This is a genomic window from Streptomyces sp. NPDC093568 (assembly GCF_044764945.1).
Taxonomy (GTDB): Bacteria; Actinomycetota; Actinomycetes; order Streptomycetales; family Streptomycetaceae; genus Streptomyces.
Map to the genome: position 1 here is coordinate 45,153 of NZ_JBIWJD010000011.1, position 19,821 is coordinate 64,973.

At 70.1% G+C, this 19,821-nt stretch carries 15 protein-coding genes; 6 read left to right on the forward strand and 9 right to left on the reverse strand.

Annotated features, from left to right (window positions below; translation table 11 throughout):
- The first annotated feature begins 94 nt into the window (after positions 1-94).
- The 4 genes from ACIRD7_RS34635 to ACIRD7_RS34650 are packed head-to-tail and all read left to right on the forward strand — an operon-like array spanning position 95 to position 6,632.
- Positions 95-1,372: a glycosyltransferase gene (locus tag ACIRD7_RS34635; RefSeq protein WP_403459772.1), complete on the forward strand. Its 1,278-nt coding sequence runs from the start codon at positions 95-97 to the stop codon at positions 1,370-1,372.
- Entirely contained in the window at positions 1,369-3,018 is a 1,650-nt protein-coding gene (locus tag ACIRD7_RS34640) for an ArnT family glycosyltransferase (protein ID WP_403459774.1), read from the forward strand. The genes ACIRD7_RS34635 and ACIRD7_RS34640 overlap by 4 nt, the downstream gene beginning before the upstream one ends.
- On the forward strand, positions 3,015-4,205 hold the full coding sequence (locus ACIRD7_RS34645; RefSeq protein ID WP_403459775.1) for a glycosyltransferase: 1,191 nt from the start codon (positions 3,015-3,017) through the stop codon (positions 4,203-4,205). The genes ACIRD7_RS34640 and ACIRD7_RS34645 overlap by 4 nt, the downstream gene beginning before the upstream one ends.
- Before the next feature lie 9 nt (positions 4,206-4,214).
- Entirely contained in the window at positions 4,215-6,632 is a 2,418-nt protein-coding gene (locus ACIRD7_RS34650) for a galactose oxidase-like domain-containing protein (protein WP_403459776.1), read from the forward strand.
- A gap of 2 nt (positions 6,633-6,634) precedes the next feature.
- Here the strand turns inward: ACIRD7_RS34650 and ACIRD7_RS34655 are convergent, their stop codons facing one another.
- The 4 genes from ACIRD7_RS34655 to ACIRD7_RS34670 all read right to left on the reverse strand — a co-directional run bounded on the left by ACIRD7_RS34655 (position 6,635) and on the right by ACIRD7_RS34670 (position 10,450).
- Positions 6,635-7,363 (reverse strand): Mut7-C RNAse domain-containing protein, encoded by a 729-nt coding sequence (locus ACIRD7_RS34655; protein ID WP_403459777.1) that lies wholly within the window; start codon positions 7,361-7,363, stop codon positions 6,635-6,637.
- A gap of 33 nt (positions 7,364-7,396) precedes the next feature.
- Positions 7,397-8,035, reverse strand: coding sequence for a TetR/AcrR family transcriptional regulator (locus ACIRD7_RS34660; RefSeq protein ID WP_403459778.1), 639 nt, complete (start codon positions 8,033-8,035; stop codon positions 7,397-7,399).
- On the reverse strand, positions 8,032-9,576 hold the full coding sequence (locus ACIRD7_RS34665; RefSeq protein ID WP_403459780.1) for a DHA2 family efflux MFS transporter permease subunit: 1,545 nt from the start codon (positions 9,574-9,576) through the stop codon (positions 8,032-8,034). Before ACIRD7_RS34665 ends, ACIRD7_RS34660 begins: the two co-directional genes overlap by 4 nt.
- 127 nt (positions 9,577-9,703) lie before the next feature.
- Positions 9,704-10,450: a hemolysin III family protein gene (locus ACIRD7_RS34670; RefSeq protein ID WP_403459781.1), complete on the reverse strand. Its 747-nt coding sequence runs from the start codon at positions 10,448-10,450 to the stop codon at positions 9,704-9,706.
- A gap of 342 nt (positions 10,451-10,792) precedes the next feature.
- On the opposite strand from ACIRD7_RS34670, the gene ACIRD7_RS34675 reads away from it, so the two are divergent.
- Both ACIRD7_RS34675 and ACIRD7_RS34680 read left to right on the forward strand, forming a co-directional pair.
- Positions 10,793-12,616, forward strand: a complete 1,824-nt coding sequence (locus ACIRD7_RS34675; protein WP_403459782.1) for a phosphoenolpyruvate carboxykinase (GTP) — start codon at positions 10,793-10,795, stop codon at positions 12,614-12,616.
- A gap of 308 nt (positions 12,617-12,924) precedes the next feature.
- Positions 12,925-14,655, forward strand: coding sequence for an Ig-like domain repeat protein (locus ACIRD7_RS34680; protein ID WP_403459783.1), 1,731 nt, complete (start codon positions 12,925-12,927; stop codon positions 14,653-14,655).
- Here ACIRD7_RS34680 and ACIRD7_RS34685 read toward each other — a convergent pair.
- The 5 genes from ACIRD7_RS34685 to ACIRD7_RS34705 all read right to left on the reverse strand — a co-directional run bounded on the left by ACIRD7_RS34685 (position 14,645) and on the right by ACIRD7_RS34705 (position 19,733).
- Entirely contained in the window at positions 14,645-15,283 is a 639-nt protein-coding gene (locus ACIRD7_RS34685) for a hypothetical protein (protein WP_403459784.1), read from the reverse strand. The genes ACIRD7_RS34680 and ACIRD7_RS34685 overlap by 11 nt on opposite strands.
- Positions 15,270-16,808 carry a substrate-binding domain-containing protein gene (locus ACIRD7_RS34690; RefSeq protein WP_403459786.1) on the reverse strand — a complete coding sequence of 513 codons (1,539 nt, stop codon included), beginning with the start codon at positions 16,806-16,808 and terminating at the stop codon, positions 15,270-15,272. The genes ACIRD7_RS34685 and ACIRD7_RS34690 overlap by 14 nt, the downstream gene beginning before the upstream one ends.
- The gene (locus ACIRD7_RS34695; RefSeq protein ID WP_403459787.1) at positions 16,805-17,974 is read right to left on the reverse strand and encodes a toxic anion resistance protein; all 1,170 of its coding nucleotides are present in this window, start codon (positions 17,972-17,974) and stop codon (positions 16,805-16,807) included. Before ACIRD7_RS34695 ends, ACIRD7_RS34690 begins: the two co-directional genes overlap by 4 nt.
- A gap of 15 nt (positions 17,975-17,989) precedes the next feature.
- On the reverse strand, positions 17,990-19,051 hold the full coding sequence (locus ACIRD7_RS34700) for a hypothetical protein (protein ID WP_403459788.1): 1,062 nt from the start codon (positions 19,049-19,051) through the stop codon (positions 17,990-17,992).
- Positions 19,052-19,310: 259 nt separating this feature from the next.
- The gene (locus ACIRD7_RS34705; RefSeq protein WP_403459789.1) at positions 19,311-19,733 is read right to left on the reverse strand and encodes a hypothetical protein; all 423 of its coding nucleotides are present in this window, start codon (positions 19,731-19,733) and stop codon (positions 19,311-19,313) included.
- Positions 19,734-19,821 lie beyond the last annotated feature (88 nt).

The following is a 19,821-nucleotide window of genomic DNA, read 5'->3' on the forward strand; positions in this document are numbered from 1 at the left end:
CGCGCTTCACAGTTCCCCCCTAATCTCTCCACAGTGACGCGACGGGTGTGACTCACCGTCGCGACAGGGGGCATTGGGGATCTGGGGGGATCTGTTGCTGACGTCTGTCTTCATAGCCGTCGTCTCGCTGGCCTTGTTCTGGATGGCGGCTTTCACCCTGTGGTGGCAGATGCACGCGTGGCGTACGCCCGAAGTGCTCGCCTCCACCCGGTTCAGCAGACCGGACGGCGGCGAGCACGTGTCGTTCTCGCTGCTGCTTCCGGCACGGCACGAACAGGCCGTGCTGGACCACACCATCCAGCGGCTGCTGGAGTCCACACACGCCGACTTCGAGATCATCGTCATCGTCGGACACGACGACCCGGAGACCACGGAGGTGGCCGAGAAGGCCGCGGCACGTGACCCGCGCGTCCGCGTCGTCGTCGACACCCACGAGAAGAAGAACAAGCCGAAGGCCATGAACACGGCGCTGCCGCACTGCCGCGGCGACGTCGTCGGGGTCTTCGACGCCGAGGACCAGGTCCACCCGGAGCTGCTCGCCCACGTGGACCACGCCTTCCGCACCACCGGAGCGGACGTCGTCCAGGGCGGCGTCCAGCTGATCAACTTCCACTCCAGCTGGTACAGCCTGCGTAACTGCCTGGAGTACTTCTTCTGGTTCCGGTCGCGACTGCACCTGCACGCGCAGAAGGGGTTCATCCCGCTCGGCGGCAACACCGTCTTCGTCCGCACGGACGTGCTCAGGGAAGCTGACGGCTGGGACCCCAACTGCCTTGCCGAGGACTGCGATCTGGGCGTGCGGCTGTCCAGCGTCGGCAAGAAGGTCGTCGTCGCCTACGACTCCGACATGGTGACCAAGGAGGAGACCCCGGGCAGCCTGATGTCGCTGCTGAAGCAGCGCACCCGCTGGAACCAGGGCTTCCTCCAGGTCTACCGGAAGAAGGACTGGAAGCAACTGCCCACCTTCGGGCAGCGGTTGCTGGCCAGGTACACCCTGACCACGCCGTTCCTGCAGGCCTTCACCGGCCTGATCATCCCGCTCAACGTGGCCATCGCGCTCTTCCTCGACGTCCCGGTGAGCGTCGCCTTCGTCACCTTCCTGCCGGCCGTCACCGCGCTCGTCACCTTCGTCTTCGAGGTCGTCGGACTGCACGACTTCGGCAAGCAGTACGGGCTTCGCGTGCGCTTCGTCCACTACGTGAAGCTGATCGTGGGCGGTCCCTTCTACCAGGTGCTCCTCGCCGGAGCCGCCCTGCGCGCCGTATGGCGTGAGCAGCGCGGCCAGAACGACTGGGAGCTGACCACCCACGTCGGCGCGCATCTCACCGACGCCGAAGCCACCCGAGACCTCCGAGAGGACGTCCCTGCGTGACCTCCACACTTCCCGCGGTGACCACTCCGAAGGTCCCCGCGCAGAGGCAACCTGTCCCCATCGAGCGTTCGGCCGGTCGAACGAAGCCGCCGCGCCGGCTCCGCTCCTCCCGGCCCGACCTGATCCTGTGCGGCGTACTCCTCCTCGCGATCCTGCTCGTGCAGGGCTGGAACATCGCCGACTACCCCACCCTCAGCGACGACGAGGGCACCTACCTCGCCCAGGCCTGGGCCGTCCAGGAGGGCCGGGGCCTGGCCCACTACACGTACTGGTACGACCACCCGCCGCTCGGCTGGATCCAGCTCGCCCTGCTCACCTGGATACCGGCCGCGCTCAGCCCCGAGTCGATGACCGTCGGCAGCATGCGCGCCGCGATGCTCGTCATCAGCGCCGTCAGCGCGGTCCTCGTCTACGTGATCGGACGGCGGCTGTCCCTGCCGCGCTGGGCGGCCGGGCTCGGCATGGTGCTCTTCGGGCTCTCCCCGCTGTCGGTCGTGCTCCAGCGCGAGATCTTCCTCGACAACCTCGCGGTGATGTGGACGCTGCTCGCGTTCGCCCTCGCCGCCTCGCCGAGCCGTCACCTCTGGCACCACTTCGGCGCCGGGATGGCGGCCGCGACGGCCGTGCTGACCAAGGAGACGATGCTCTTCGTCCTCCCCGCGGTCCTGATCACCATGTGGCGGCACAGCCACCGCGACACCCGCAAGTTCGCCCTGACCGGCGCCGTCACCGCGTGCGCGCTGATCGGGCTGTCGTACCCCCTGTTCGCCCTGCTGAAGGGCGAGCTGATGCCGGGCAGCGGGCATGTCTCGCTGTGGGACGGCATCAAGTACCAGATGACCAGGCCCGGTTCGGGCTTCATCCTCGACCGGGGCTCCGGCTCCTGGGGCGTGCTGCAGTCGTGGCTCTACTACGACCGCGTCCTCATCGTCGGCGGTCTCGCGGGCGCTCTGCTGCTCCTGGTCACCTGGCGCTGGTCGGTCACCGCCCGCGCGCTGGCCGGACCGTCGTTCGCGGTGGTCATCCTCGCCCTGGTCGCCATGCGCCCCAGCGGCTACCTGCCCGCGATGTACGTCATCCAGGCGCTGCCGTTCCTCGCTCTCGTCCTCGCCGGAGGCACGGCCTCCGTCGCCCACGCCGTACTGCGGCGGTGGCTGTCCGAGACCGAGCACCGTTATCTGACCGGCGGCCGGTACGCCCTCGCGGCCGTGCTCGCGATCGCGGCCGGCGCCTATGTCGTGCCGCGCTGGTACGACGGCGACCGCACGGCCGTCACCGCCGACGCCAACGCGCCCTACCAGGCCGCCTCGAAGTGGCTGGCCGACGAGGTGGAGGACCCGGAGGACACCCGCGTCCTCGTCGACGACGCGCTGTGGCTGGACCTGGTGCACGCCGGGTACAAGCCGGGGCTCGGCGTCATCTGGTTCTACAAGGCCGACCTCGACCCGGCCGTCACCAAGACCATGCCGCGCGGCTGGAAGGACCTCGACTACGTCGTCGCCTCCCCGACGGTCCGGCGTGACGCGGTCGACCTGCCCAACGTCAAGGCGGCCATCGAGCACTCGAAGCCGGTCGCCGTCTTCGGCACCGGCGAGGACCGCATCGAGATCCGCCAGATCCAGACCGCCTCCGGAGGCGTCCGATGACCCACGAGTACACCGCCCCCGAGGAGCTCGGCGATCCGGCGGTCGAGGCCGCCGAGGTGGCCGAGCCGGGCGCCGTCACCATCGTCGTACCGACCTACAACGAGTCCGCGAACGTACGGCAGTTGCTGCACCAGATCACCGAGTCGGTGCCCTCCCGGCTGCCCTGCGAGGTCGTCTTCGTGGACGACTCCACCGACGACACCCCGCAGGTCATCAAGGAGGCGGCCCAGGACTGCCCCTTCCCCGTCACCGTCATCCACCGGGACCGGCCGGTCGGCGGGCTCGGCGGAGCGGTCGTGGAGGGGATGAAGGCGGCCGGGTCGGACTGGATCGTCGTCATGGACGGCGACTGCCAGCATCCGCCGTCCCTGGTCCCGGAGCTGGTGGCCACCGGCGAGCGGGCGAACGCCGGTCTCGTGGTCGCCTCCCGGTACATCAAGGGCGGCAGCCGGGCCGGGCTCGCCGGCAGCTATCGCGTGGCCGTGTCGCGGGTGGCGACCTGGCTGACCAAGTCCCTCTTCCCGCGCCGGCTGCACGGCATCAGCGACCCGATGAGCGGCTTCTTCGCCATCCGGCGCAGCGACATCGCAGCGGAGGCGCTCAAGCCGCTCGGCTACAAGATCCTGCTGGAGCTGGCCGTGCGCAGCCGCCCGCGCGCGGTCACCGAGGTGCCGTTCGTCTTCCAGGAGCGTTTCGCGGGGGAGTCCAAGTCCACGGCGGCGGAGGGCCGGCGCTTCCTGCGGCACCTCGCCGGGCTGCGTACGGCCGACCCGCTGTCCCGGATGGTGGTGTTCGGGCTGATCGGGCTCACCGGGTTCGTGCCGAACCTGGCCGCGCTGTGGGTGATGACCGAGGCGGGGCTGCACTATCTGCCCGCGGAGATCGTCGCCAACCAGTTCGGCGTGGCCTGGAACTTCCTGCTCATCGAGAAGCTGCTGTTCCGCGACCGCCGGCAGCACCGCCACTGGGCCGACCGCACCGTCCGCTTCGCTCTGCTCGCCAACGCCGACCTGGTGCTGCGCATACCGCTGATCGCGCTGCTCGTCGGCCAGTTCGGGCTGGCCGTGCTGCCCGCCACCGCGCTGGCCCTGGTCATCACCTTCGTCCTGCGCTTCGTCGGTACCGAAGCGCTGGTCTATCTGCCGCGCCGCAGTTCAGGTCTGCGCCGCGGGAGCCGCACCGCATAGGAGAGCCGCATGAACAAGCGCCTCGTCACAAAGCACCGAAGAAGGACCGCACTGGTCGGGGTGGGCGCCCTGACCGCCGGCCTGCTCCTCACCTCACCCCAGTCCGCCTCCGCCGCCAACCTCGTCAAGAACCCCGGCTTCGAGACCGCCGGCAGCGACGACATGCCCTACTGCTGGAAGAAGTCCGGCTGGGGCGACAACGACTTCACCTTCCAGACCGTGGCCGACGCCCACTCGGGCTCCAAGGCCATGAAGGTCACGCTCACCCGCCGGGTCGAGGGCGACCGCAAGGCGCTCATCACCGAGTCCGCCGAGTGCGCGCCGGTCGTCACGCCGGGCAAGCAGTACGACCTGGGGCTCTGGTACAAGTCGACCACCCCCGACACGTCGGTCACCCTCTTCCGGCACGACCCCACAGCGGGCTGGCAGTACTGGACCGACCTCAAGACGCTCGAGATGGCGGCCGGCTGGACCGAGGCGACGGTCCGCACCCCCGAGGTGCCCGCCGGCACCGACCGGATCGCCTGGGGCGTCTCCGTCTACGGCACCGGCTCGGTCACCACCGACGACTACACGATGGACCAGGTCGCCGACCCCGTCCCGGACCCGGTGTGCACGGGCACGGCCGAGGAGTGCGCGAACGGCCGCTGGGACGTGCTGCCCACCCAGAACCCGGTCCGCTCCATGCACTCCGTCGTCCTCAACAACGGCAAGGTGCTGCTGATCGCCGGCTCCGGCAACAGCGAGCAGATGTTCCAGGCGGGCACGTTCACCAGCGCGGTCTACGACCCGCAGAACGGCACGTACAAGCAGATCCCCACGCCCAAGGACATGTTCTGCGCCGGACACGTCCAGCTCGACGACGGGCGGGTGCTCGTGATGAGCGGCAACAAGGCGTATCCGGTGCCCGGAGGCCACGGCTACGAGGGCTACAAGGACTCGTACGTCTTCGACCCGGTCACCGAGACGTACAGCAAGACCAACAACATGAACGACGGCCACTGGTACCCGTCGGCCACCGTGCTCGGCAACGGTGACGTGATCTCCTTCGGCGGCCTGCGCGAGGACTCCACGGGATCGGTGACCGCCGAGCTGTGGTCGGACGCCGAGCAGAAGTGGCTGGAGCTCTGGAAGGTCAACCAGACCTGGTCGTACTGGGGCCTGTACCCGTCGATGATCCTCATGCAGGACGGCCGCCTCTTCTACTCCGGCAGCCATGTCTTCGGCAACAACATCCCCGGCACCGGTTCGGCGATCTACGACTACGGCGCCAACACCGTCACCCAGATCCCCGGCCTGCAGAAGAAGGACGAGCGCGACCAGTCCGCGAGCGTGCTGCTGCCCCCGGCCCAGGACCAGAAGGTCCTCACCATCGGCGGCGGCAACATCGACTCCAACCCGGACGCCAACCGCCTCACCGACGTCATCGACCTCAAGCAGCCCAACCCGTCCTACGTCGCCGGCCCGCCGCTCCCGCAGGGCACCGTCGACCTCGGCGGCGGCAAGGTCCCGCAGACCGGCAACCAGGGCAAGATGTACGTCTCCGCCGTGCTGCTGCCCGACGGCAAGGTCCTGGAGACCGGCGGCGCGCTGCACAACCGGGCCGACCCGGTGTACGAGTCGTCGATCTACGACCCGGCCACCAACACCTTCGACCCGGTGGCGGCCGACCCGGAGGAGCGCGGCTACCACTCCTCGGCGTTCCTGCTCCCCGACGGCCGGGTGATGGCGACGGGCGACAACCCGGGCAACGGCAGCTGGAACCACGACGTGTCGATCTACACCCCGCCCTATCTCCTCAAGGGCGCGCGCCCGAAGATCACTTCGGTGATCGACACGGAGTGGACGTACGGCGACACGCAGCGGATCACCGTCGACCGGCCCATCGCCAAGGCCGAGCTGATCCGCCCGGCGGCGGTGACCCACTCCTCCGACCCCAACCAGCGGTTCGTGGACCTGCCGCTGTCGGTGGACGGCAACAACGTCGACCTGAACGTGACGAGCAACCCCAACCTGGCCCCGCCCGGCTGGTACATGCTCTTCGCGGTCGACGCCAACGGGGTGCCGTCGGTGGCCAGGTGGGTGCACCTCCAGGGCCCGCAGGCCCTGAGCGCCACGGACGCCTCGGCGCACGTCCACGACTTCGCCGACGACCTCAAGGGCAAGGTCACGGGCCCGGGAAAGAAGCGCACCTCGCAGAAGGTCAGCCCGACCGTCTCCGGCTGCGACCGGCACTACGGCTCCGTCAACGTCTGCGTCCCGACGGACTTCCCGCCGACCGTGAAGGCGACGACGAAGGCCCGCTGCGACTGGCTGAAGAAGAACGACTACGGCCGTCTGAAGGTCAACGGCAAGGACGACCCGCTGCGGCTGGACCCGAACCGCGACGGAATCGCCTGCGGGAAGGGTGATGTGAGCAGGCGTTAGTCTCAGCCCGCGTAGTCGGCGAGGGCGCGCTCCACGATGGCCACCAGCTGCTCGTGGTGCGCGCCCTTCCAGTACGCCCGCTTGCACCGGGTGCACTGCGCGAACACGTCGTACGACCGCTGCGTCCCGCCCTCCAGCTGGTCCGCGACCTCCTCCTTGTCGGCCTCCTTGAGCAGGCCGTTGCAGGCGGTGCAGCGGGTCCAGGGGTGCAGCTCGGGGCGGAACCGGTCGAGGATGTCTCTGAGTTGCTCCTCGGGGCGGGTGCTGTAGACGTAGGCGCCGGCCCACAGCTCGCGCCGGCGCAGCAGCCCCCGGTCCCGGCTCAGCATGACCCGCCGCTCGGCGGCCGAGCGGGCGGCGAGCGCCGGGTCGCCGATGTCCGTCGACTCGTAGTCCGTGTCCACGCCGAGCAGCCGCATCCGCCGGGCCAGGGTGCCGAGGTGGACGTCGAGCAGAAAGCGCAGGGGAGCGCCGGGCACCCGCTGGGGGCGCTCGACGGGCCGAACGGCCACGGACTCGCCCGCGGCCGGGACGTACGACACCGGCCTCTCCCGGCCGTCCACGAGCAGGGGGCCGACCTCGGTGAGCGGGGTGCCGAGGGACTCGACGACATGGCCGAGGGTCGAGACACCGTCGGTGGTGACCTGGGCGGCACCGTCCTGGCGCCGGCCGTTGGGCAGGAACACCCTCAGTTCGGGGGCGAACTCGACATGGATCACGGGACCGTTCACCCCGTCAGGATGTCACGGCCCGGCGCTCGTGCCTCAGGTGTTTTTCGGGGGGAGGCCGTGCTCGATGACGTCCAGGGCGCGGTCGAGGAGGTCGCCCAGGTCGTCCTTGAAGTCCTTCTCCGCCCAGTACAGGGATACCTCCGCGAGGCCGCCGATGAGGGACATCGTGTAGACCCGCACCTCGAAGCTGTCCCGGTCCCTGCCGGTGCGCTCGGCGATGGCCTCGCCGAGCATCCGGCCGGTCACCGACATGCTCTCCAGCATCCGGGAACGCACCGCCGGAACCTGGACCATCAGGTGCGAGCGCAGCCGGACGACCTCGGGATCGTTCTCCGTCGCCGCACGGATGGCCAGCCGCATGACGTACCGCAGGGACTCCATCCACGGCTCGTCCGCCGGCCGCTTGCGCAGCTCGGCCAGCAGGATCGGGTCGTACTCGTCCGTGAGGACGATGTCCTCCTTGGTCGGGAAGTAGCGGAAGACCGTGGACGGCGACACCTCGGCGCGCTCCGCGATCTGCTCGACCGTGGTGGCGTCGTAGCCCTGCTCGTTGATCAGGGCGTACGTCGCCTCACGGATCGCCATCCGGGTCTTGATCTTCTTCCGTTCACGAAGTCCCAGCTGGGGGCCGTCGGAGAGGGGGACGGGGCGTGCGGGTGTCATGGGGGTCATTGTCGGGCATCGGCCTCCTCGGCAGCCATGTCCGGGGCCGGGGAGGTCTTGGCCGGACGGGCCGCGGCCGGCAGGAACGCCGCCGCCAGCAGGGCGGAGACCAGGGCCGCGAGAGCGCAGACCACCAGGACGACGCCCATGCCGTGGACGTACGCGCTGTTCGCGGAGGCCGCGAGCTGCGCCGAGCCCGCCCGCTCGGCGACGAGGTGCGCCGCGACCACGGACTCCCCGGCGGTGTCGGCGGCGCCCGCGGGCAGCCCGGTGACATCGAGCCGGTCCCGGAAGGCGCCGGCCAGCAGGCTGCCGAGCAGGGCGATACCGATCGCACCGCCGACCTGACGCAGGGTCATCAGCAGCCCGGAGCCGCTGCCCGCGCGGTCGCGGGGCAGGCTGCCCAGGGCGTTGCTCATCGCCGGCATCAGCGAGAAGCCGAAGCCGAGTCCGGTGAGGGAGAGCCACAGCGCGGTGAAGCCGTAGCCCGAGTCGACCGTCGTACGGCTGCCGAGGAACGCGGCGAAGGACAGCACCACCAGGCCCGCGCTCACCGTGGCCCGCGCACCGAACCGGACGACGACCGGCGGGGCCGCCCGCGAGGCGACCAGGATCCCGCCCATCATCGGCAGCAGCCGGATGCCGGTGCCGAGCGCGTCGTGGCCGAGGACCGCCTGGAGGTAGGGCGGCAGCACGAAGAGCAGGCCGGACAGGACGAACATGACCAGGGTCGCGGCGACGGTGTTGAAGAGGAAGCCGCGGTCGGCGAGCAGGGTCATGTCCAGCATGGGGCGCTCGACCCGGCGTTCGCGCAGCACCAGCGCGGCGATCAGGACGACGGACGCTCCGAGCACGGTGAGCACCAGCGCGTCGCCCCAGCCGCGCGTGGGCGCCTCGATGATCGCGTAGATCAGCGCGCCGAGGCCGGTCGCGGTGAGCGCGGTGGAGACGGTGTCGACCTTGGGGGAGGCGGGGTCCTTCGTCTCCGGGAGCAGGAGGACGCAGGCGGCGATGCCGATCGCGGCCATCGGGACGTTGACCAGGAAGACCGAGCCCCACCAGAAGTGGTTCAGCAGCCAGCCGCCGATGATCGGGCCGAGCGGCAGACCGAGCGCCGAGGCGGCGGAGACGATGCCGACGGCCTTGGTGCGCTCCTCGGGGCCGAAGAGCGAGGGCAGCACGGCGAGCGCGAGCGGGGTGACCAGCGCCGCTCCGACGCCCATCACCGCACGCGCCGCGATCACCGTGTTCACGTCGCCGGCCAGCGCGCCGGCCAGCGATCCGGCGAGGAAGACGCCGAGCCCCGCGATCAGCATCCGGCGGCGCCCGAAGCGGTCGCCGAGCAGGCCCGCGGGCAGCATCAGCGCGGCGAAGACGACCACGTAGGCGTCCGCCATCCACTGCTGCTGGCCCGTGCCGGCGCCCAGGTCGGCGGCCAGCGTCGGCAGCGCCACGTTGAGGATCGTCAGGTCGAAGCCGAGCGTGAGCATGCTCGCGACCAGCGCGGCGAGCGCCCACCAACGGCGAGGGTCTGGGGTAACAGTTTCCATGAAGTGAGAGTAGCTCTCAAAATCGAGTGACTGTCAATAAATATTCGCTGTCGGTAGGCTGGACCTGCCCTCGGCGCACGAAAAAGGGCCACGGCTCGCAAGCCGTGGCCCTGAAGGAAGGCGGGTGTTACGCGTGCTGGTACGCCACCAGCGAGATCCCGACGTAGTGCGTGATGAAGGCCGCCAGCGTGAAGGAGTGGAACACCTCGTGGAAGCCGAACCAACGCGGTGACGGGTTCGGGCGCTTGATGCCGTAGATCACGCCGCCCGCGCTGTAGAGGACGCCGCCGACGATCACCAGGACCAGCACCGCGATGCCGCCGGAGCGCATGAAGTCGGGCAGGAAGAAGACCGCCGCCCAGCCCATCGCGATGTAGCAGGGGGTGTACAGCCAGCGGGGGGCGCCCACCCAGAAGACCCGGAAGACGATGCCGGCCAGCGCCGCCGCCCAGATGCCCCACAGCAGCCACTGGCCCTTGGCGCCCGGCAGGAGCAGCATCGTCAGCGGCGTGTAGGTGCCCGCGATGATCAGGAAGATGTTGGCGTGATCCAGCCGGCGCAGGATGCCGTCCATGCGCGGACTCCAGTTGCCCCGGTGGTACAGCGCGCTCACGCCGAACAGCAGGCAGGCCGTGAGGGCGAAGATCCCGCAGGCGATACGGCCGCGCGCCGAGTCCGCGAGGGCGGTGAGCACCAGGCCCGAGACGAGCGCCGCCGGGAACATGCCCAGGTGCAGCCAGCCCCGGAGTCTGGGCTTGATCTCGTCCGTGAGCTGCTGGGCGTGGTGCGCGATCTGGTGCGGCAGTGAGGGCACGGCGGAACCGCGGCCGGCGGCCGGCTTGTCCGTTGGAGCGTCGGGGACGGGCGCAGTCATGCCCGGCATGGTACCTACGGAACCGTAAGTTACGCGTCAGAGCGGCCAGATGGGCGCCATTAAGTGGCCATCCTCTCATGGGGTACCCGCCGCGGGCGCACCCGGGGTGAAGCCGTGGTGACGCATCGAAAACATCTCGATGAGTGGCGATGCTCACGCCGCTCACCTGTGACGCCCTCTGGACATATGGGCAGACCCGTCGGATGATCAAATGAGTGCGGTCGACACCGGATGAGCGCGGAAGATCGAAAAAGCGGATCGGTCCGCGAAGCATCCGGGTCGCGGCCCCCACGGGGCATACAAGGGCATATTCAGGACAAAATCCCTCACTTAGGAGCAACCGTGGCGCGCGACATCGCGGCTCCCCCCGTCGTCCCCACCCATCACCAGGGGCTGATCTCGTGGGTGAACGAGATCGCTGAACTGACCCAGCCGGACAACGTGGTCTGGTGTGACGGATCCGAGGCCGAGTACGACCGTCTGAGCGAGGAGCTCGTCGCGAAGGGCACCTTCAAGAAGCTCGACCCGATCAAGCGCCCCAACTCCTACTACGCCACCTCCGACCCCACCGACGTCGCCCGCGTCGAGGACCGGACGTTCATCTGCTCCGAGAAGGAGGCGGACGCCGGCCCCACGAACCACTGGATGGACCCCGCCGAGATGCGCGAGGTCTTCACCGGTGAGAAGGGCGTCTTCCGCGGCTCGATGCGCGGCCGGACCATGTACGTCGTCCCGTTCTGCATGGGCCCGCTCGGCTCCAAGCTGTCGGCGATCGGCGTGGAGATCACCGACTCGGCCTACGTCGCCGTGTCCATGCGCACCATGACCCGCATGGGCCAGGCCGTCCTCGACGAGCTCGGTGACGACGGCTTCTTCGTGAAGGCCGTGCACTCCGTCGGCGCCCCGCTGGAGGAGGGCCAGCAGGACGTCCCCTGGCCGTGCAACCAGACCAAGTACATCTCCCACTTCCCGGAGAGCCGCGAGATCTGGTCCTTCGGCTCCGGCTACGGCGGCAACGCCCTGCTGGGCAAGAAGTGCTACGCCCTGCGCATCGCCTCCGTCATGGCCCGCGACGAGGGCTGGCTCGCCGAGCACATGCTGATCCTCAAACTGACCCCGCCGCAGGGTGAGTCCAAGTACGTCGCCGCCGCCTTCCCGAGCGCCTGCGGCAAGACCAACCTCGCCATGCTGGAGCCCACGATCTCCGGCTGGACGGTCGAGACGATCGGCGACGACATCGCCTGGATGCGCTTCGGCGAGGACGGCCGTCTGTACGCCATCAACCCCGAGGCCGGCTTCTTCGGCGTCGCGCCCGGCACCGGTGAGCACACCAACGCCAACGCGATGAAGACCCTGTGGGGCAACTCCGTCTTCACCAACGTCGCCCTCACCGACGACAACGACATCTGGTGGGAGGGCATGACGGAGGAGACCCCGGCCCACCTGACGGACTGGAAGGGCAACGACTGGACGCCCGCCTCCGGCGTCCCCGCCGCCCACCCCAACGCCCGCTTCACCGTCCCCGCCTCGCAGTGCCCGATCATCGCGCCCGAGTGGGAGGACCCCAAGGGCGTGCCGATCTCGGCGATCCTGTTCGGCGGCCGCCGCGCCACCGCGGTCCCGCTGGTGACGGAGTCCTTCGACTGGAACCACGGTGTGTTCCTCGGCGCCAACGTGGCCTCCGAGAAGACCGCCGCCGCCGAGGGCAAGGTCGGCGAGCTGCGCCGCGACCCGTTCGCGATGCTGCCCTTCTGCGGCTACAACATGGGCGACTACATGGCCCACTGGGTCGACGTGGCCAAGGACAAGGACCAGTCCAATCTGCCGAAGATCTACTACGTCAACTGGTTCCGCAAGAACGACGAGGGCAAGTTCGTCTGGCCCGGCTTCGGCGAGAACAGCCGCGTCCTGAAGTGGATCGTGGAGCGCCTCGACGGCAAGGCCGAGGGCGTCGAGACCCCGATCGGCATCCTGCCGGCCAAGGGCGCGCTGGACACCGACGGTCTCGAACTGGCCGACTCCGACCTCGACTTCCTGCTCACCGTCGACAAGGAGATCTGGCGCGAGGAGGCCGCGCTCGTCCCCGACCACCTCAACACCTTCGGCGACCACACGCCGAAGGAGCTGTGGGACGAGTACGACGCGCTGGTGCGGCGCCTGGGCTGAACACAGCCCCCAAGAACGCCGCGGCCGGCTCCGATCGTGCCCTGACCAGCAGTATCGTCACGGCCGGCCGCGGTGACAGCACCACAGACCGGCGAGGTTCCGTACAACGGCGTACGGGGCTGTGGGCCTGTCGCCGCATGATCCCGTCCGCCCCGACGGGAGGACCGCGGCGGCGGGCCCTCGCCTGTTTTTCGTTCGCCTGTGCGGTCGCGCCGCCTTGATCGCATGATCTTCACGGCTGTTACATGGCCTCCACAGGAGCGTCACCGGTCCCGGTGACCGCTCAATTCAGCCTGTGGGGGGCAAAGTTGAATACTGCACACCGTCCCAGACGTCTCGCGGCCACGCTGCTCGCCGCCGCCCTTGCCGGGGCCGGCCTGACCGTCGCCGCCGCGCCCGCGGCGTACGCGGCGTCCGACGCCGTGGTCAAGCTGCCGATCTCGTCGTACTCGGCGCTGGCCGTCGACAACGTCCACCAGCGCGTCTTCGTGGCGGACAGCAACGTCGGCTACTACCAGAACTCCGGCACCATCGCCGTCTACAACTTCGACGGCGAGCGCCTGACGACGATCATCACCAACCAGGCCCATGTCTCCGGCCTGGCGGTCAGCGCCGACGGCAGCAAGCTGTACGCCGGACTGCGCGACCGCATCGAGGCCTACGACACCACGACCTACGCGCGCACCATCGTGGCGTACGCCAACACCGACTACTGCGGCCGCGAGGTCGCCCAGTCCGGCGGCCAGACCTACTTCACGACTCCGCTCGCGTCCTCCGTCTCCCAGTGCGCCACCGCCGAGACCAATCTGGACGCGATCGTCAACGGAGCACACACGCGCACCGGCTGGAACGACTACGGCGACCTGCTGCTGGAGGCCGGCGCCGGGACCAAGATGCTCATGGGCCAGCCGCTCAACACCAAGGCGGCCAACCCCTTCCTCGCGGTGTTCGACACAAGTGACGGCGCACTCGTCCGCAACGCCGCGCGCCGCTTCGCCGACGCCGAGGGCAAGGGCGCCCTGGACCTCAAGGACCTGGCCCTGTCCGCCGACGGCAGCAAGGTCGCCGTGGCCGACGCGTCCGCCGGGACCCGGCTGCTGAACACCTCCGACCTGTCCGACGCGGCCGACGGCTACCAGGCGCTGCCCGCGGGGGCGTCCGCGAGCGCGGTCGCGTTCAGCGGCGACGGCAAGTACATCGCGCGCGGCGCCTCGGCCACCGGCTCCACGCCCGACCTGCTGGTGCAGCCCGCCGACCCGGCCGACGCCACGGCACCGCTGGAGTTCGTCTTCGAGGGCAGCCTCGACGGCGACAAGGTCGTGCCGCGCGGCATGGAGTGGGCGGCCGACGGCTCCCGGCTGTTCGCGGTGACCACCAACGCGGCCGGCAGCCAGTACTGGCTGCACATCATCCAGCCGCCGGCCGTCCAGTACGACACCCGCTTCAGCGGCGGCCTCACCCACAGCCCCGCCCAGGCCGCGGCCGGCGAGGCGCTGGCCGTGCGCGGCAAGCTGGAGCAGGACGGTCCGGCGCCCGCCGAGCCGCTGAAGGTCAAGGCGACCCGCACCGACGCGAACGGCACCCACGACCTGGGCACCTTCACGGTCAAGGCCGACGGCACGTTCTCGGTCCTCGACGAGCCCGACCTCGTCGGCGACGCCACGTACAAGGTCTCCTACCTCGGCGACCTGACCCACCGCCCCGCCGAGGACATCACCACCACGGTGTCCGTCGGCAAGGCGCCCACCTCGATCGCGCTCACCGCGCCCGAGGAGGGCTCGCTGAGCACGGGTGTCGAGATCACCGGCACGTTCACCGCGCAGGGCAAGGCGCTGCCGGACCGGGCGGTCCTCAAGGTCACCCGGACCGACCGGCTCGGCACCGGAACGCTGTCGTCGGTGACGGTCGGCGCCGACGGCACCTTCACGATCAACGACCTGCCGCGCACCCGGGGCGACGCGGACTACACGGTCAGCTGGCCGGGCGACGACCTGCACAGCGCGTCGTCCGCCTCGGCCACGGTGTACGTCAGGCGGTAAGTCCGCCCGCCGGTCCACCCCGGTCCTCCAGATACCGGGTGTGCGACTCCTGGCGGCGGGCCTCCACCTCGCGCAGGCCCGCCGCCAGCTTCTCGGTGTCCTTCTTCAACAGACCGAGCTGCCGCTCCAGATGCAGCTCCGGGGAGTCGGTGCCGGGCGACATCCGCGTCCACCACCGCGTCCGTACGAAACTGTCGACGGCCTCGGGCAGATCGCGCCGCACGATCCGGGAGAGCACGTGCACGCCCTCCGGATCGTGCGCCAGCAGCTCGGCCACCCAGCCCTTGTCGAGCAGCGCGGACAGCAGCTCGGTCAGTTCACGCAGCCGGGCGGCGGCCGTCACCGACAGCTCGATGTCCGTCAGATAGCCGCGCAGCTTCTCGAAGTCGCCCCGCAACTCGTCCAGCTGGGCCGACGGGTCCGGGAAGTCGGGCGGCGCGGGCCGCTCCGGCGGGGCGATCAGCGCGCCCGCGCCGTACAGCCCCGCGACCACGACGGGCCAGTACGGACCCGCCACCCCCGTGAAGGTCAGCACCACGCCGAGCAGCCCGCACGCGCTCCCGGCGATGTTCTTGCGGGACTCCAGGTACGCCAGCGCCCTGCCCGGGGCCGTTCTACTGGTAGCCACGGATCTCCTCGAAGGCGCCGTCCAGCGAGCCCTCCTGGGCGTCGAAGAGCCGGCCGCCGGTCAGTTCGGCGATGTTCTCCAGCTCGGACCTGCTGGAGTCGCCGAAGAGGATGGGGAAGACGGGCGTCGCCCGCCGCTCGCGGTCCAGGCCGGCGTACCAGGCGTGGAAGCCGGCCGAGTCGGCGCCCGCGGTGTTCTCGCCGTCCGTCATCAGCACGATCGACGTGAACGTGTCGCGTCCGGAGCCCAGATGGTCGTAGGCCGCCTCCAGCGAGGTGTAGATAGCGGTGTCGCCCTCGGCGGACAGGGCCTCGGTGTCCTCGCGGATCCCGTCCAGCCCGGTCTTCGGATCGGACGGCTCCACGACATGGGTGCGCACGCTCTTCACGTCCGAGCCGAACGGCATCAGCGTGACCTCCTCGCGCTCGCGGAAGTCACCGGTGAGGTCGGTGAGCGCCTTCTTCAGCTGCGCCAGGCGCTCGCCCTTCATCGAGCCCGAGGTGTCGAGGACGTAGACGGTCCTGGACGGCCGGCGCAGCTCGTTCTCGTACGCCTCCAGCAGCCCGTCGGCGACCGAACGGCTGCCCGGGAAGGGCAGTTCGCGCCGCCGGCCGGTGTCGAGGCCGGGCGCCGGATCGACGGAGGCGACGACCGGGCGGCGCAGGGTGCGCTCGGTGATCATCCGCTGGACGCCGTCGGTGCGCAGGGCCTCGGTGAGGCGGCGGACGTCGTCGCGGGTCGCGGCGGACGTCGACGCGAGGGAGGACAGCGGGTAGTCGGCGGTGACGACGCCGTCCCTGGGGCGGATCACGGTCAGGCCCGGGATGCCCTTGAGGACGGACTCGTAGTTGAGCAGCGCGTCCACGTTCCCGCGCCGCTCGTACGCCGTCGCCAGCCAGCCCGACGAACCCGAGGTCAGCTTCTGCCCCTTGAAGAACTCCTTCAGGCGGGGCGTGGCCTTGTCGACGTCCGCGTCCGTCAGCGCGGACTGCGCGCCGGAGAGGGCCGACGCCACCGAGACGAGGGTGGCGAAGCCGGAGTTGGAGCGGGCCGGGTCGGTCATGCCGTAGGTCAGCCTGCCGCTCCGCACGGCCTCCTCGACCCGCGACCAGGTGACGTCTTCGGGCTTCCAGCCCAGCTCGGCGAGGCGCGTCGACCTGACGCCGACGGCGACCGGGCTCGACATGACCGGCGTCTCCGAGACCACCTTCCTCGCCGCCTCGGGCCGCAGCCGCAGATAGTCGTTGGAGGACAGCCACAGCGCGTCGTACGTCCCGTCCGCCTTCCCCTTCGCCAGCAGGTCCACCGCGTCGAGGGTGCCCATGTACGTGGGCCGCACCTCGATGCCGGTGTCGGCGGCGATCCGGTCCAGGACCGGGGCCATGTCGCGGAGCTCGCTGGAGGCGAGGACGCGCAGCGAGCCGGGCCGCGGGGCGTTGTCGGGCTTCTCGGGCGCCTTCTGCGAGGTGCAGGCGGTCAGCAGCGCCAGCGCGGCGAGCGCCGGCGCGAGGATGCGTGCTCTCATCCGAGACCCCCCTCCAGCGCGCCCCGCGAACGGCTGCGCTCCAGATAACCGCTCGCCTGCTGGAGCTCGACGGTGAGGTTCTCCACCGTCGCCGCCATCGCCTCGGTCGCCTGGACCTTGTAGGAGTCGATGGCGTCGAGCGTGCGGTAGATCTGCTGGAAGGCGCTGCGCAGGGTCTCCGCTCCCACGGCCGGGTCGGCGGCGATGCGCTGGATCTCCCCGCTCTGCGTGGCGAGCATCTCGGCGTTGCCGCGGATGAGGTCCTCGGTGGTCCCGCGCAGGGCGTTGACCTGCTCGACGACCTTCTTCTGGTGGTCGAGCGCGGAGGCCAGCATCACGGAGATGCGCAGCGCCGAGACGGTCGTGGTCGCGGCCCGGTCGACGCCCTTGATGAGCTCGTCGTTGTTGCGCCGTACGACGTCCATGGCGAGGTATCCCTGCGCGCACACCGCGATCTGGGTGAGCAGGTCCTGGTGCTTCTGCCGGACCGGGAAGAGGATGTCGGCCCGCAGACTGTCGGCCTGCTGCGGGTCGGCGACCTGGCCGATGTGCCGCTCCACGGCCGTGTCCAGGGCTTCCGTGAGCACGACGTACTCCTGGAGTTTGCCCATGGTCTCCCAGAGCCGCACCCGCTCGGTCTGCAGGGCCGCGTTGTCCCGCCGCAGCTCGTCCTGTCCGCCCCGCAGCGACCCAACGATCTTGTTCAGGGTGCCTTGCGCGGAGGCGTACTTGGCGACGTGGTCGCGCAGTTTGTTCCCGCCGGGCAGCTTGGAGAGGAACTTGCGTCCCTTGGAGGCGGGCAGATCCCGCGGATCCAGGTCCTCGACCACGCGCCGCAGTTCGACGAGCGAGCCGGCGACCTGGGACTGGGCGTCCCCGCCCTTGTCGGGCAGGCTGCGGATGGTCCGCTCCAGCATCCGGTTGGACTGGGCGGCCGCCGTGCGCATCTCACCGGCGCCGAGGCCGGTGATCTCACCGACCTTGCCGGCGAACTCGGGGGAGCGGGCGTCGAGCGCCGCGAGCCCCTCGACGTAGGCATGGGCCTTGTTCGCCATGTCGGTACGGACGCTGTCGTCGACCGGGACGAGTCCGCCGGCGTTCTCGCGCGGCACCGCGGCCACGGGCTCGGGCGGGGTGAGGACGAAGTCGCCGTCGTTGCTGCTCATGTGCTGGTGCCCCCCTTATCCGCGCGCCCGTCGGGCCAGCTCGTGCAGCACCTCGGAGGTGGGCACGGCCGCCTGGTGGACGCCGGTCAGTTCCTGCTTGAGATAGGTGGTGTCCGAGGCGAACTCAGCGGCCTCGCCCTGCGGACGGAACCCGTGCCGAGCCTCCAGCTCGCGCAACCTCGCGTCCGCGGAGAGCAGTTCGGCGACGGCCTTGCCGTCCTCGGTCAGCGGTACGACGGTGTGGTCGCTGTTGACCGTGGTGTCCGGGTAGAGGACGACCAGGTCGTCGGGCTGCTGCCCCTCCTGGAGCAGGGAGGCGACCTGGGACTCGTAGACCACGACGAGGGGGTTGCCGGCGCCGCTGACGAAGTCCCGGAAGACGGCGTCAGTGCTGGACTGCTGGGCGCCCTGCACGCTGATCAGCTGGTGCAGCAGCGGTGTGGCGCGGTCGATCTCGGCGTCGCTCGCGACGACCTTGCCGCCGTTCTCGACGTAGGAGGCGGCGGCCAGGTAGAGGGCGCCGGAGTTGGAGGTCTCGGGGTCGGTGCTGGACAGGTAGAGCGTGCCCGTCAACTCCCCGTACTTCTGCGCGCCCTTGAGCTGCTGCCAGGTGCGGTCGTCGCGGGCGGCGGCCAGATAGGCGGCCATCTCGAAGGTGCCGCGGTGCTCGGTGTCCAGGGTGGCGAGCTTGTTCGCCGCGAGCACCTCGGCGGCGTTCTTGTGCGCCACGACGACGAGGGGCGAGTAGAAGGGGCGGGGGAGGGTCCCCGTCACCTTGTACTTGGCGGCCAGCGCGGCGGCCGGCGCCTGGCTCGAGGGCAGCGCCAGGTCGTAGCCGGCGAGGTCCAGCCCCTCCATGGCCCAGGACCCGGAGGTCTCGGCCTTCACGGTGTAGCCCTTGGCGGCCAGGGCCTTCACCACGTCGGGATCGGCGAAGAACTCGGCCTTCTCCGACCCGATCACTGCCTGCACGGTCTTCGTTGCCGTGCCGTCCTCACTACTGCGGCCCGCGACGACGGCTACCACCACGCCACCGATCAGCAGCACCGCGAGGATGATTCCTGCGATACGTCTCACGCGGTGGAGAGTGCTCGCGGAATCCAACGTTCCCCGTCAACGGGGGTGAACGGGGGGTGTCATGCCGGTCCCGTTACAACACGGGCGACCTTCTCAGGGGCGCGGGGAACTGCGCGACAAGCCACGACGAACGGGCAGCCGCGCGAACAACGCGAACCCTTACGGCGAGTGCGAAAGTCAGCCAAGGCCAACGCAGTGCTGTGGCACCCGGTCCGCGCGTCGCTGCGGGTGCACGCGGACCGGGGCCGTTCAGGGGGGTTCAGCCGACGCCGCTGAGTTCCTGCGGCTCAGCCAGCGCAGCGGCGTGCGCGTCCATCCGCTCGGCCGCCAGAATCGCCGCCGCCGTATCGGCACGGGACGCGGCGACGACCAGCGCGCGCCCGGCGAGGTCATGCGCACGGCGGTGCAGTGCCGCGGACTTGGGCTGACCGCCGGAGGCCACCGCGCGGGCCGGCTTGCGCCCTTCCCGCAGCCGGGCCACCTGGCCGGCGAGCCGCTCGGCCGCGATGTCCAACTCCTCGGAGGGCGCCGTCGCGCGCAGCTCGTCGGTGACGGCGAGCAGTGCGGCGAGATGACCGGCGAGCTGGATGTCCAACTCCTCCTCGCGGGAGCGATGGGGGAAGTCGGTGGTGTTGCCGGCCATCGTGCTGTGGACCGACTTGGTTCGGATCGGTTCGTACATGGGGATGGCCTCCTGTGCGCTGACAGGAAACCATCCTAGCTTAGATTCTGTCTAAAGTTGAGCGGTTCACAAAAGCGGACCGGCTGTA

Coding starts and splice junctions, on each gene's coding strand:
- ACIRD7_RS34645 (WP_403459775.1), top strand. CDS start 3,015: ATGACCCACGAGTACACCGCCCCCGAGGAGCTCGGCGATCCGGCGGTC.
- ACIRD7_RS34650 (WP_403459776.1), top strand. CDS start 4,215: ATGAACAAGCGCCTCGTCACAAAGCACCGAAGAAGGACCGCACTGGTC.
- ACIRD7_RS34660 (WP_403459778.1), bottom strand. CDS start 8,035: ATGACCCCCATGACACCCGCACGCCCCGTCCCCCTCTCCGACGGCCCC.
- ACIRD7_RS34665 (WP_403459780.1), bottom strand. CDS start 9,576: ATGGAAACTGTTACCCCAGACCCTCGCCGTTGGTGGGCGCTCGCCGCG.
- ACIRD7_RS34670 (WP_403459781.1), bottom strand. CDS start 10,450: ATGACTGCGCCCGTCCCCGACGCTCCAACGGACAAGCCGGCCGCCGGC.
- ACIRD7_RS34690 (WP_403459786.1), bottom strand. CDS start 16,808: ATGAGAGCACGCATCCTCGCGCCGGCGCTCGCCGCGCTGGCGCTGCTG.
- ACIRD7_RS34695 (WP_403459787.1), bottom strand. CDS start 17,974: ATGAGCAGCAACGACGGCGACTTCGTCCTCACCCCGCCCGAGCCCGTG.
- ACIRD7_RS34705 (WP_403459789.1), bottom strand. CDS start 19,733: ATGTACGAACCGATCCGAACCAAGTCGGTCCACAGCACGATGGCCGGC.